Genomic DNA, 12,395 nt, shown 5'->3' with positions numbered 1-12,395 from the left:
TTTTGCGTGTGTATTGAATAAAACCGGATCTATGACTCTTTGTATGGGCTATTCAATTTCAATTAACTTCTACATAACGCTTCCTAAGGGCCATCGGCCCGGCACATATTGTAGCCCCGGGTTTTAACCCGGGGATGATTGGCCAAAGCACAACAAGAGTGCCATCGGCACGGCACATATTGGGGTGTAAATCCAGATATTTTCAATTTGTTCAAACGATGATATATACCTGTTGATAATATGGATCGAACCTACGGCTCTCAATGTTTTCGTCGTTTTTTTCCACGGGTTAAAACCCGTGGCTACAAGATTGGCCGAGGCTACGCCTCTAAGTCGTGTTGAACAAACCCCGATGTGTCAACAAAATATATCTTTAGAAACTGATCAGCAACCACATCGATGTTACCCATGCAAATCGTCATAGAACCACAAAACCGACCGGTCGAGATGTTTACCGGGCAACAAAAATTATTCTATCAACAAACCATTCTCAATAAAATCTTTAAAAACTGCCAGCGATTCATCATGAATATAACCACAACTATCAAGTAATAGCAAGTAGTAAAGTTTCCGTCAGCGTATCCCCGTCGGTGTATATCACACTGCCGTCTCTCATTTCATGAAAAGCAGTGTACCCATCATTCGTTTTCTCTAAGGCGCTTACTAACCATCCTATTAGTGATAATAATCTTAGGTAATGATAAGTAAGCTGAGACAAAGATAATCATCTCAAAATAAGGCACTTTAACGGATTGACAATGGGTAAATAAAGTTGTAAATTTAGATACTTTAACCCTTAATCATATTTCCCCATGAAAAAGTTATTATTAATTGTATCGGCAATCGCAATTTGCGTTTTAACAGTATTTGGTGTTAAGTCTGTTTTTGCAACGAGCCAGCCCTCAAACCAGTTATTCGATGTTGTAACAGTAGATGAGCCTAACGGACCGTTAGGTAGAATTAATAATTGTATAGTCAAACATGAAATTGAAGGATATCAGGTTGTGACTATGACCAATTACCTTTATAATGGTAAACTCACGGTACTTATCACTTTCGCTAAAAAATAAATTCGTAACTTATGTTGCATTAGAACGCCCTGTAACCCTATTACTACTAATGAGATGTTTGGTTTACGAGGTTAAGGATGTATTTATTTGCATCCTTCTTTCCCTATCTGCGACGAAAATATTAAGGGGCTTTTGCCCCTTTGTTTTTTTAGATAAAATTCCTAATCACGGTTAATTTTCTCCATTTGTTAAAATACCATTCGTCTACCTTTTTAAAGTGTTATAGTTTGCATAGTTCTAAGGGAGAATAGTTGTAACATTACTCCTTTATAGTTTAGGTGTTTGATCATATACATTCTTCAATAAATATAATCAAACACCTTCAGAAAACAATTTATCACCCTTTATTTAGCGGCAACTTTATCTTTTAACACAACCCAAGGGTAGTTAAATGTATAATCGCCTGATCCTAAATGTACTGTTGTGCCGTTTGCATCGTCACTGGCACCTGCCAGCGGTTTACCATCTTGTTTTACATCTTCGGAATGTGCCTGTGGCAGTGTTAGCCCTGCTGTGGTATTAGCAGGAATTTTAACATGGATGCGCATGATGCCATCTTTAACTTCCCACTCAGAAAGCAGCTGACCATACATGGTTTCAAAAGTTGCTTTGGCAAAGGTAAACTGGCGGCCGGGTTCGGGTTTCAATACTATATTCTTATAGCCCGGTTTACCAATTTGCAGGCCGGTAACATGCTGGTACATCCAATCGCCAACGGCACCGTACGAATAGTGATTAAAGGAGTTCATGCTTTTATCCTGGAAAGTACTGTCGGTTTTAATACCATCCCAACGCTCCCAAATGGTAGTAGCACCCATTTTTACAGGGTATAGCCATGATGGATACGTTTTTTGCAATAACAGGTCATAAGCCACATTGGTATACCCATTTTGCGATAACACCTGGCACAGGTAAGGCGTACCTAAAAACCCGGTTGAAAGGTGGTTGTTCCGGCTGCGTACATCCTCAACAAGGTAAGCCGCTGCCCTGCTTTTTAAACTATCGGGCACCAGGTTAAATTTCAATGCCAGCACATAGCCTGTTTGCGAATCGGCAAAAATGCGCCCTGTGGGGGTCATATAATTATGGATGAATGCCTTTTTCACACTTTCAAACACATCATTGTATTTCTTTTCGTCGGCGGTGTTGCCTATAGCACCCGCGGCCTGGCTAAGTAATTTTGCCGAATACGCATAAAAAGCCGTAGCAATCATATCAGGGTTGGTATAACCGTTTGGCTCCGAAAAATCATAGATGCCGGGACGGTAAAACAACCAATCACCAAAAACACTACCTCCCCGCCAAATGTAATTATCGCCCGCTTTTTTGATGATCTTATCAACATACGCTTTCATGCTGGGATATTGGGTTTGCAAAATGCGTTTATCTGCATAAACCTGGTACATTGTCCAGGGAACAATAACGGCCACATCGCCCCAGCCTGCCGATGTGGCACGGTTAGTTTGTAAAACATCTGGCACCACAAAAGGCACTCCGCCATCCGGGAACTGGTCGGCTGCTACATCTTTCATCCATTTGGCAAAAAATGGCCCTACATTCATGTTAAATGCTGCCGTGCGCGAAAAAACCTGTGCGTCGCCTGTCCAGCCCAATCGTTCATCGCGCTGCGGGCAATCTGTAGGAATATCTAAAAAATTACCTTTTTGCCCCCACTGAATATTGTGCTGTAACTTGTTAATCATGGTATCTGAACAGGTAAACTGCCCGGTAACAGCCATATCTGAGTGTATTACAACAGCCGTAAAACTCTCCGGCTTAATCTCGCCCGGGAAACCTTCTACAGCAATATATCTAAAACCCATAAACGTAAAGTGCGGCTCAAATATTTCCACGCCATCGCCCTTAAGCGTATAGTTAATAGTTGCCGTGGCATTGCGCAGGTTGGCTGTATAAAACTCACCAAACTTATCCAACACTTCGGCATGCCTTATGGTAACTGTTTTTCCTGCGGGCCCACTCACTTTCATCCTTATCCAGCCGGTCATATCCTGGCCAAAATCAATAATTTGGGTTCCTTTAGGGCTTTTAAAAATCGCTATGGGCTTCAGTTCGGCAATTTGGTGTACAGGCACACTTTGTACCCCAACCAATGTGGCTTTTGTGATATTGTTAACAACATCAACCGGCAACCATGCTGCATCATCAAACCCTTTCTTATTCCAGCCGGTTATTTCTTTACGGGCATCATAATTTTCACCATCGTAAATGCCGTTAAGCGTTACCGGCCCGTTTTGGGTACCTTTCCATGAGCCATCTGAGTTTATATTCTCGATAGTCCCATCGGCATAAGTTATTTGTAACTGGCATAACAAGGCAAGGTTTTTACCCCAGAAACCCCAGCTGTTCATGTAAGCTATCGTGCCTTTAAACCAGCCGTCGCCAATCATGGCACCAATTACGTTATCGCCGGGCTGCAGCATCGTGGTAACATCATAAACCTGATATTGCAGGCGTTTTTTATACTCGGTCCAGCCGGGTGTAAGTACCTGGTTACCTATTTTGCGGCCGTTAAGATATAACTCATACACCCCGTGGGCGGTAGCATAAACCCGGGCCGATATCACTTTTTTAGATGCCGAAAATTGCTTGCGTAACATAACTGCAGGCATTTTGCGTGAGCTATCCTGCTTGGGTTGCACCCAACTGGCCGTCCAGTCGGCGGCGTTAAACAATCCTGTTTCAAAATAAGCGGGTTTGCTCCAGGCAGATGTATTGCCGTGGTTATCCCATACTTTTACCCGCCAATAGTAGCGTGTCGCCGATTTTAGCGCAACTCCATTATAAGTAACAAATACCGATGAATCGGATGCTACCTTGCCCGTATTCCAAACAGTTTTGGACGACGAGAATGATGCCTCAGTAGCAACAACAATAGTATAGGCTTGCTGTAAAGTATTCCTTTGCGCGGTATTAATTTTCCAGCTCAACCGCGGATGGCTGATATCGATACCTATCGGGTTGGTTAAATATTCGGCGGTCAGGCTTTCAACAACAGGTTTTTGCGCCATGCAAATCGCCGGCAAAACAGCAAATAAAAAAAGTAAAATACGTTTCATGATTTATGATTGGTTACCAATGATATCATTCGCGTGCGGCAATGGCAACCCCGTCTGTCTTTTGTCTCTCCCCTAATTAATCGTTTTAGCATAATCGAGGGCGTCCTGGAATGTACGCACTTCTATTTCGTCCTGGTGCTGCTTAAGGTAAAGCAATAATTGTTTGTGTGCTGCAGCCGGTGTAGTTATATAATCGCCGCCGATACCATGAAACATAAAAACCCCTAACCCACCGCTTTGTTGTGTCTTTTTAACAAAAGCAACCAATTCATCGCCCGTAACACCGCCATGTATGCCCCAGGCCGGTACCTGCATGGGGTCAATCTTTTTAAAATCGGTTATTACGGCATCGGCGCCGCCGCCAATACGTGCGTATTTGACGATGCCGGCGGCACCCAGCGAATCGGCGTATTTTACGCCGCCAACAGCTATTTCGGTACAGGGGTAGGCATACGTGCGCGTACCTGTTTTTCCGTCAACGGCAAACAGCAGGTTATTCATTTCGGCAACTTCGCGCTTGATCATAAATACCGAATAGTTGGCCGAATTATTTGCAGGATTGGCTTTTACCGAATTGGTTAAACAGGGATGATATAGCGAGTGGTTAGCCAATTCGTGCCCATTTAAAGCTACCTGCCGCCAGCGTGGGATGGTTGCCTGGGTTATATATCCCGTCAGGAAAAACGTACCCTTAAATCCTAACGAATCGAGTTGTGGCAGCGCTATATCCAACTGTGACGGCAAAGCATCATCATAGGTAAGCACTATGATAGCTTTTTTATGAGTTTGAGCCAAGGCGGTAAAATTGAGCAATACTAAAAGCAGGGTTATTTTTTTCATAAACGCAGGTTTAAAACCTGTACTAATATAGACTAACGCATGATTTTTTTGGCGATGGAAAACGAATAAAATAAATTAAACTTTATTAAATGCTACTGACATAGGGCTGTCACAAGCTGGTTGTTACTTTGAGTTATAATCAAAAACAAAAACGCTATGAATATTATCCCAATGTTTTTAAAGGAATTGGAGCAGGAAACCCAAACCACCCGTAAAATGCTCGAAATTGTGCCAACCGACAAATTTCAATGGCAGCCACACCCGAAAAGTATGACCATTGAAGACCTTACTGTTCATATTGTGGATTTGCCAAACTGGCTTGCATTAGCGGTGTACACCGATGGATTAAATTTTGCCGCAGAACCTTACAATCCACCTAAAGCCGAAAACACTACTGAACTGTTAGATTTGCTGGAACAATCGGTAGCTAAAGGCAAAGAAGCCCTGCAAAACATAACCGAAGAAGAACTGCTGAAACCCTGGACACTAAGCAATGGCGATGTGATATTGCAAAACTATAACAAAGCCGAAGTAATCAGAGTTGCCTTTTGCCAGCTTGTACATCATCGCGCCCAGTTAGGTGTTTACCTGCGCCTGCTAAACATTCCGATACCCGGCAGCTACGGCCCCAGCGCCGACGAACTGAGCGGAGAGTATCAACGCGAAGTAGCAAGTACCATTTAGTAGTAAGTAGTAAGTATCAAGACAGCTGCGAAAATTGGTTAATCCGAAAGTTAAAAAATCTTGATACTTACTACTTACTACTAAACAAAAACGATTGTCCTTTATTTAGAACAATCGTCTTTTACATGTCTTGCTGTGTGGATACTAATTCCTATACTTTGATAATTTCCCTTCGTTTATTTCTTCAAGGAAACCGTTCTCGTTAATTGCGTACCGGGCATAGGTTGTATCGGTATCAATTTTATATTTTGTAACAGAATTTGATTTTTTGCGTGTTTTAGAGCGCAAAATGAAGATAACGACTGTGAAACAGATTACGGCAAGCAGTGCAGTGATTTGGAAAAATATAAAAGGCATAACGTTGAAAATAAATTGTTTAATACGCACATCTAAAACTGTGATAAAAACTTAACGGTTTATAATTTTAGCTGTAATCGTTGCCTATACATAGCTAAATATGTGCCAACATTTTATTAACGTTTATGCTTAGAAGAATGTTACAATTTGAGGGCAAAAAATTGAGGGATATGGAGCCTGTAGACAGAAAACTTGCGAAGTTTTAAAAACTTCGCAAGTTTAATAAAATGAGTATGGGAAAGTGAGGCTTATAAGCCATAAAACGAAATAGCGTTGCCTCCCCAAAATTGTTCCTGCTCGGTGGCAGATAGCTTAGCAACATAGTTTTGCATTACCTGCATGGTACCCTCGTAACCGCCTGCCAGCAGGCAAACCGGCCAATCGGAACCGAACATGACACGGGCCGGGCCAAATGCCTTGAATATTACATCAAGGTATGGGGTAAAATCATCAACCTTCCAGTTAGCCCAATCGGCTTCGGTTAGCATTCCCGAAATTTTGCAGGATACATTTTCATGTTTGGCCAGCGCTTCGATATCCTTTTGCCAGTCGCCTATTTTTTTATCCCTGATGTGAGGCTTGGCCAAATGATCGACCACAAACTTTTTATTGGGAAAATTGCCTACCAATTGATTAGCAAAAGGCAGATGCCGGGGAAATATCAGAATGTCATAGGTATAGCCATGCTTTTCGAGCGTGGCTATGCCTTTTTGAAATGCAGGCTGCAACATGTATTCATCATCAGGCTCTGATTGCAAAACATGCCGGAAACCTTTCAGCTTATCGTAGCTTTTATATTGCAGCAATTGGTCTTCAAGGTCATCAGCTTGCAGGTTTACCCAGCCTACTACGCCTTTTACAAACGGGTTTGCGGCTGCGTGATCCAGCAAAAACATGGTTTCATCGTCGGTTTGGCTTGCCTGTACAGATACACACCCATCTATGCCGTAGTGTTGTAAAACGGGCAACAGATCAACCGGCAAAAAATCACGTTTTATAGCCAGCATCTGGTCGTTAATCCAACTATCCCTCACGGGGTCAAAAATCCAGAAATGCTGGTGCGAATCTATTTTAAGCATATGCTACCACGTTTTGTTTTTGCTCACCAAGGCCGTCAATACCCAATTCAATAACGTCGCCAGGTTTAAGGTAAACCGGCGGTTTCATACCCAGGCCAACACCCGCCGGTGTACCTGTTGATATAATATCGCCGGGCAACAAGGTCATGAACTGACTTGTATAGGAAATAATGTGCGGCAGGTTAAATATAAAGTTTGATGTGGTACCGTACTGCATAATTTCGCCGTTCACTTTTAACCATAAGTGCAGGTTGTGCGGATCTTCAATTTCATCGGCAGTCGCCAAAAACGGACCAAACGGCGCAAAGGTATCACAGCCTTTACCCTTATCCCAGGTACCGTTACGCTCCAGTTGAAACTCCCGTTCAGATACATCATTATGTAATACGTAACCGGCAACGTAGCTCATGGCATCAGCTTCATCAACATAGGATGCTTTTTTGCCGATAACTACAGCAAGTTCAACCTCCCAATCGGTTTTGACCGAATTTTTGGGGATCACTACATTATCATTAGGACCAACAATGGCCGAGGTAGCTTTCATAAAAATTACCGGCTCGGGCGGCAGCGGTGCATTAGTTTCATGCGCATGGTCGGCATAATTTAAACCGATGCATATGATTTTTGACGGGCGCGCGAAGGGGCTGCCCAAACGTGCATCATCGGCAACCTGGGGCAGTTCAGCATCTTTTATAAATGCTGCTAAACGTGCAAGGCCATCGGTTTCAAAAAACTGTTCGGTATAATCTTCGCCAAAAGCCGATGTGTCGTATTTTTTATTATTAAGGATAACACCTGTTTTCTCTTTGCCGTGTTCGCCAAATCTAATAAGCTTCATTGTATCTTGTTGTTATGGTTATGTTTAATTATTAAGCGTGATAAAACCGCCATCGATAGGATAATCGGTACCGGTGATAAACCCGGCCTCATCTGAGCATAGATAAAGTGCCAATGCTGCCACCTCTTCTGATTTGCCCATCCGGCCAATCGGCTGGCTTTTGGAGAGTTTTTCAAAGATCTCGGCTTCCTGCCCTGCATAATTTTTGGCGATAAAGCCATCTACAAAAGGCGTATGGATACGTGCCGGAGAAATGCAGTTACAGCGGATATTATCGTGCAAAAAATCACGGGCCACAGACAGCGTCATGGCGTGTATAGCCCCTTTACTCATAGAGTAAGCAAACCTATCGGTAATACCAACGCTGGCCGCTATCGAGGCTGTATTAAGGATAACCCCGCCCCCGTTTGCCTTTAGCATAGGGATAACGGCGTACAGGCAATTATAAGCACCTTTTACATTTACGTTAAATACTTTTTCAAAATCGGCAGTGCTGGTGGTATCGGCGCGGCCAATGTGGGCAATGCCTGCGTTATTTATTAAAATATCAATAACGCCGATGTTTGTAAAAGAATCAACCACTTGTTGCTGGTTGCTTACATCGCAGGCATAGCCTTTAGCCTTGCCACCGGCGGCCTCTATTTCGGCAACTGTATCAGCCGCTGCTTTATCATTTAATTCGATGATGTGCACAGTAGCGCCCTGCTGCGCAAAAAGTATCGACATTGCCCTGCCAATCCCGCTGCCACCGCCGGTAATTACTGCTGATTTATTGGTTAGTTTGAACATAATAATTTTCTATTTTGTCATCCTGAGGACCGAAGCATCTATTAGTAAACTTTGCATATTGAATATGCATATTGCAGAATAGATGCTTCGTTCCTCAGCATGACAGGTTGTTAAATATCCTTTTCAAAGCCCTCTCCTTTGGAGAGGGTTGGGTAAGGCTCTTTATAACGACACTCCCCTCTTCCACGGTATAAAATCGTCCTGGCCAAGCTTTACCGATTTGGGTTCTATTTCGCCATTGGCAACTTGTATTACATAATTCAGAATCCGCTCGCCGGCCTGTTGTATGGTTTCTTCACCCTCGATGATAGTACCGCAGTTAATATCGATAATATCGGGCATTCGCTCAAACATTACCGTATTGGTTGATAGTTTAATAACAGGTGTAATGGGGTTACCTGTAGGCGTACCCAAACCAGTGGTGAATAACACAATGTTTGCGCCCGATCCAACTTCGGCCGTAGTACTTTCCACATCGCTGCCGGGCGTACATAATAGGTTTAACCCCGGCCTTGTTACTTTTTCAGGATAATCCAACACAGCGGTTACCGGCGATGTGCCGCCTTTTTTGGCAGCCCCGGCCGATTTAATAGCATCGGTGATCAAACCGTCGCGGATATTACCTGGCGATGGGTTGGCATAAAAGCCCGATCCATCTGCCTCGGCGCGGGCGTTGTATGTAGTCATTAACTGCATAAAGCGGTTGGCGGTTTCCACATCGGCACAGCGGTCGCTCAATTCCTGTTCTACCCCGCAAAGCTCTGGAAATTCGGCCAGGATTACCGAGCCGCCCATGGTAACCAGCAAATCTGATACATAACCCAAAGCCGGATTGGCAGAAATGCCCGAAAAACCATCGGATCCGCCACACTCCATGCCGATGCACAGTTTTGAAAGCGGCGCGGGCTCGCGCTGGGTTTGGTTGGCCTGTACCAGGCCGGCAAAGGTTTGTTTAAGGGCTTGTTTAAGCAATTCGCTTTCGGTACCCACTTTTTGCTGTTCCAATATCACCATTGGTTTACTGAACGCGGGATCGCGTTTGGCAATCTCGGCCTGCAAAATGCTTACCTGCGCATGCTGACAGCCAAGGCTCAGCACCGTTGCCCCGGCAACGTTTGGATGGGTAATGTAACCGGCAATCAATCCGCATAAAGCATCCGAATCATCCTTGGTACCCCCACAGCCCATGCTATGGTTTAGGAACTTGATGCCATCAATATTTTTAAACAGGCGTTTTGAATTGGGTTTATCAGCACTTAACTGAATATCGGCATTCAAAATCTCTTCAACCGATTTACCTGCCTGGTAAAGCTCCATTAACTGCTCCACATCACCTTCGTAGCTTTTGGCTTTTTTATAGCCAAGCTTATCAACCAAAGCCTCCTTTAAAACCTGGATGTTGCGGTTTTCGCAAAATACCAGTGGTACTACTATCCAGTAATTTGCAGTACCTACCGACCCATCGGCACGGTGATAGCCGTTAAATGTTTTGCCCGCGAAATTTGAGGCATCGGGCTGGTGCCAGCTAAGTTTGCGCTCGCCTAAGTGAAAGCCCTCTGATGCATGGTGTACATTGGCCGTAGTAAGCAAGCCACCTTTTGGTATAGTTACCGTAGCCTTGCCCACCAACACACCATACATATAAATTTCTGCACCTTGTGCCAATTTGTTAATAGCAAATTTGTGCTTGGCGGCCACACGGTCAACCAGCGGAAAGTTTTCGCCCTCAAAATTAATTATTGTACCGGCTTCGAGGTTTTGAAGCGCGACCAGCACGTTATCATGTGGGTGAATCCTTAAAAATATTTCTTTTTGCGACATATTTTTTATTCATGGATCATGGATCATAGTTCATAGTTCCCGGCAGCTTTTTTTTCACCATGAACCATGAACTATCAACCATGAACTTTTAGTTAAGCGACAATTCAATAACCGGTATCTCATACGGCGGTTTAGCTGGCATGGTAACCTCCAAATCATCAGATCCTGATATTTTGTATAACAACTCCGAATGATCATTTAAAAACTGCGCGTACTTAATTTTACCGGCGTAACCAGGCAGTATCAGCTTGCCCCCGGGGTAATCAAACAATTGTACATAAAGTTTCTTTGTTGCCTTATTGTAAGTAAGTTTTGTTCCCTCGGGTATTTTATAAGTATCTGGGGCGTAAGTACAGTTGTAAATTGATTTATCGTTGGCATGCATCCAGTGTGCCAAACTGTCCAACGCGTTTGTGGCACGGTAGTCAAATTCGCCGCGGGCTGTTGGGCCTACGTTAAGGATAAGGTTACCGCCATTACTTACCGATGTTATCAGCAAATCCAATAACTGGCGGTGGGTTTTCCATGTATTTTCATCGCGATAGTATCCCCATGAGCCCGAAAATGTTTGGCAGGTTTCCCATGTTTTGCCACGGTATTTGGCCAGTTCGGCTGTACTTACCTGTTCCGGTGTTTCAAAATCGGCGCCATCTTTATATTCTTCCAGATTAAGGCGGTTATCTACTATAATGCCAGGTTGCAATTTCCTGATCAGTTTTAGCAGTTCAACAGATCCCCACTCGTCTTTACCCTTGCCATGCCCATCACCACGCGGGAAAGAAAAATCGAGCCAAAGGATATCAATTTTACCATAGTTGGTTAGCAACTCTGTTATCTGGTTGCGCATATATTGGCGGTATTTGGCCATATCGCGGTTTTTATTCAGTTTGGCATAACTGGCGTCGCTTTTATCTTTTGGCGATTGCGGGTGAATTTCATCAATAGTATAATCGGGGTGGTGCCAATCTAACAACGAATAATAGAAGCCAACTTTAAGCCCCTGTGCGCGGAAAGCGTTTACATACTCGCGTACCAAATCGCGTTTGGCCTGGGTATTAGGCGCTTTATAATCGGTATATTTTGAATCGAAAAGACAAAACCCTTCATGATGTTTAGTGGTGAGTACCGCGTACTTCATACCGGCAGCTTTGGCCTGTTTAGCCCATTTCTGAGGGTCAAAATAATCGGGGTTAAACTGGTCGAAATATTTCTGATAGCCGGCGTTGTCAATCTTCTCGTTATGCTTTACCCATTCGTGCCTTGCCGCGCCCGAGTATAATCCCCAGTGAATAAACATGCCAAAGCGACTGTCTTTCCACCATTCCATCCGTTTTTCTTTTTGGGCATCCGTTTCGGTGCCAATTGTTTTTTGTTGTGCCGAAGCCGATAAAACGGCTACCAGCATCACCAGCATAGATAATTGAAGTTTTTTGAACATGAGGTTTATAATTTAGTTGACAGGTTATTTATAGCTGAAATATTTTATCCATTAAAACCCATTTTTCGCCTTTTTGGGCCCCTTTAACAGCCTGCTGATATTTCCACATCAGGTTTTCCCATTCCAGCACTTTTGGATTAGCAGCATCGGCAGCCGACTTTTTTTCGAAACTGAAAGTATCGTCGGTTTCCATGATCATAAACAGGCGCACATCAAAACGGTAAATTTCCATGTTGGTGATGCCGTAATCGGTAATACTTTGATGAATCTCGGGCCAGATAGCCTGGTGGTATTTTTCGTATTCGGCAATCAGCTTGGCATCGTCAACCAAATCAAGCGTTAAACAATAGCGGTGGGCCATAAATAGATTTAAAAAGTAGTATATCGGTTATACAAAGAAAT

At 43.6% G+C, this 12,395-nt stretch carries 10 protein-coding genes; 2 read left to right on the top strand and 8 right to left on the bottom strand.

Annotated elements, in window-relative coordinates; genetic code table 11:
* Window positions 1–812: 812 nt before the first annotated feature.
* On the top strand, window positions 813–1,070 hold the full coding sequence (locus BMX56_RS15330; protein ID WP_090649713.1) for a hypothetical protein: 258 nt from the start codon (window positions 813–815) through the stop codon (window positions 1,068–1,070).
* 344 nt (window positions 1,071–1,414) lie between these two features.
* On the opposite strand, the gene BMX56_RS15325 is transcribed toward BMX56_RS15330, so the two are convergent.
* Both BMX56_RS15325 and BMX56_RS15320 read right to left on the bottom strand, forming a co-directional pair.
* A complete protein-coding gene (locus BMX56_RS15325; protein ID WP_090649711.1) occupies window positions 1,415–4,147 on the bottom strand; it encodes a glycoside hydrolase family 78 protein in 2,733 nt (910 codons plus the stop codon).
* Window positions 4,148–4,219: 72 nt separating this feature from the next.
* Window positions 4,220–4,987 (bottom strand): polysaccharide deacetylase family protein, encoded by a 768-nt coding sequence (locus tag BMX56_RS15320; protein ID WP_090649708.1) that lies wholly within the window; start codon window positions 4,985–4,987, stop codon window positions 4,220–4,222.
* Window positions 4,988–5,143: 156 nt separating this feature from the next.
* Between BMX56_RS15320 and BMX56_RS15315 the strand changes: the two genes are divergently transcribed.
* Window positions 5,144–5,671, top strand: a complete 528-nt coding sequence (locus tag BMX56_RS15315) for a DinB family protein (RefSeq protein WP_090649705.1) — start codon at window positions 5,144–5,146, stop codon at window positions 5,669–5,671.
* Between the two features lie 605 nt (window positions 5,672–6,276).
* Here the strand turns inward: BMX56_RS15315 and BMX56_RS15305 are convergent.
* The 6 genes from BMX56_RS15305 to BMX56_RS15280 form a co-directional block, all read right to left on the bottom strand.
* Entirely contained in the window at window positions 6,277–7,107 is an 831-nt protein-coding gene (locus BMX56_RS15305; protein WP_090649699.1) for an amidohydrolase family protein, read from the bottom strand.
* Window positions 7,100–7,945 (bottom strand): fumarylacetoacetate hydrolase family protein, encoded by an 846-nt coding sequence (locus BMX56_RS15300; protein WP_090649696.1) that lies wholly within the window; start codon window positions 7,943–7,945, stop codon window positions 7,100–7,102. Before BMX56_RS15300 ends, BMX56_RS15305 begins: the two co-directional genes overlap by 8 nt.
* Before the next feature lie 24 nt (window positions 7,946–7,969).
* Window positions 7,970–8,734, bottom strand: a complete 765-nt coding sequence (locus tag BMX56_RS15295; protein WP_090649693.1) for an SDR family NAD(P)-dependent oxidoreductase — start codon at window positions 8,732–8,734, stop codon at window positions 7,970–7,972.
* A 162-nt stretch (window positions 8,735–8,896) separates the two neighbouring features.
* Entirely contained in the window at window positions 8,897–10,555 is a 1,659-nt protein-coding gene (locus tag BMX56_RS15290) for a UxaA family hydrolase (protein WP_090649690.1), read from the bottom strand.
* 88 nt (window positions 10,556–10,643) lie between these two features.
* A complete protein-coding gene (locus BMX56_RS15285; protein ID WP_177183833.1) occupies window positions 10,644–11,993 on the bottom strand; it encodes an alpha-L-fucosidase in 1,350 nt (449 codons plus the stop codon).
* Between the two features lie 28 nt (window positions 11,994–12,021).
* Entirely contained in the window at window positions 12,022–12,354 is a 333-nt protein-coding gene (locus BMX56_RS15280) for an L-rhamnose mutarotase (RefSeq protein WP_090649687.1), read from the bottom strand.
* Between the last annotated feature and the right edge of the window lie 41 nt (window positions 12,355–12,395).

The sequence above is a fragment of the Mucilaginibacter sp. OK283 genome (assembly GCF_900110415.1).
GTDB lineage: Bacteria > Bacteroidota > Bacteroidia > Sphingobacteriales > Sphingobacteriaceae > Mucilaginibacter.
The sequence above is the reverse complement of the archived record's forward strand: the minus strand, read 5'-3'. Positions and strand labels throughout refer to the sequence as shown.

What these genes read in the sequence shown, in the direction of transcription:
- BMX56_RS15330 (WP_090649713.1), top strand. Translation starts at nt 813, where the DNA reads ATGAAAAAGTTATTATTAATTGTATCGGCAATCGCAATTTGCGTTTTA.
- BMX56_RS15325 (WP_090649711.1), bottom strand. Translation starts at nt 4,147, where the DNA reads ATGAAACGTATTTTACTTTTTTTATTTGCTGTTTTGCCGGCGATTTGC.
- BMX56_RS15320 (WP_090649708.1), bottom strand. Translation starts at nt 4,987, where the DNA reads ATGAAAAAAATAACCCTGCTTTTAGTATTGCTCAATTTTACCGCCTTG.
- BMX56_RS15315 (WP_090649705.1), top strand. Translation starts at nt 5,144, where the DNA reads ATGAATATTATCCCAATGTTTTTAAAGGAATTGGAGCAGGAAACCCAA.
- BMX56_RS15305 (WP_090649699.1), bottom strand. Translation starts at nt 7,107, where the DNA reads ATGCTTAAAATAGATTCGCACCAGCATTTCTGGATTTTTGACCCCGTG.
- BMX56_RS15300 (WP_090649696.1), bottom strand. Translation starts at nt 7,945, where the DNA reads ATGAAGCTTATTAGATTTGGCGAACACGGCAAAGAGAAAACAGGTGTT.
- BMX56_RS15295 (WP_090649693.1), bottom strand. Translation starts at nt 8,734, where the DNA reads ATGTTCAAACTAACCAATAAATCAGCAGTAATTACCGGCGGTGGCAGC.
- BMX56_RS15290 (WP_090649690.1), bottom strand. Translation starts at nt 10,555, where the DNA reads ATGTCGCAAAAAGAAATATTTTTAAGGATTCACCCACATGATAACGTG.
- BMX56_RS15285 (WP_177183833.1), bottom strand. Translation starts at nt 11,993, where the DNA reads ATGTTCAAAAAACTTCAATTATCTATGCTGGTGATGCTGGTAGCCGTT.
- BMX56_RS15280 (WP_090649687.1), bottom strand. Translation starts at nt 12,354, where the DNA reads ATGGCCCACCGCTATTGTTTAACGCTTGATTTGGTTGACGATGCCAAG.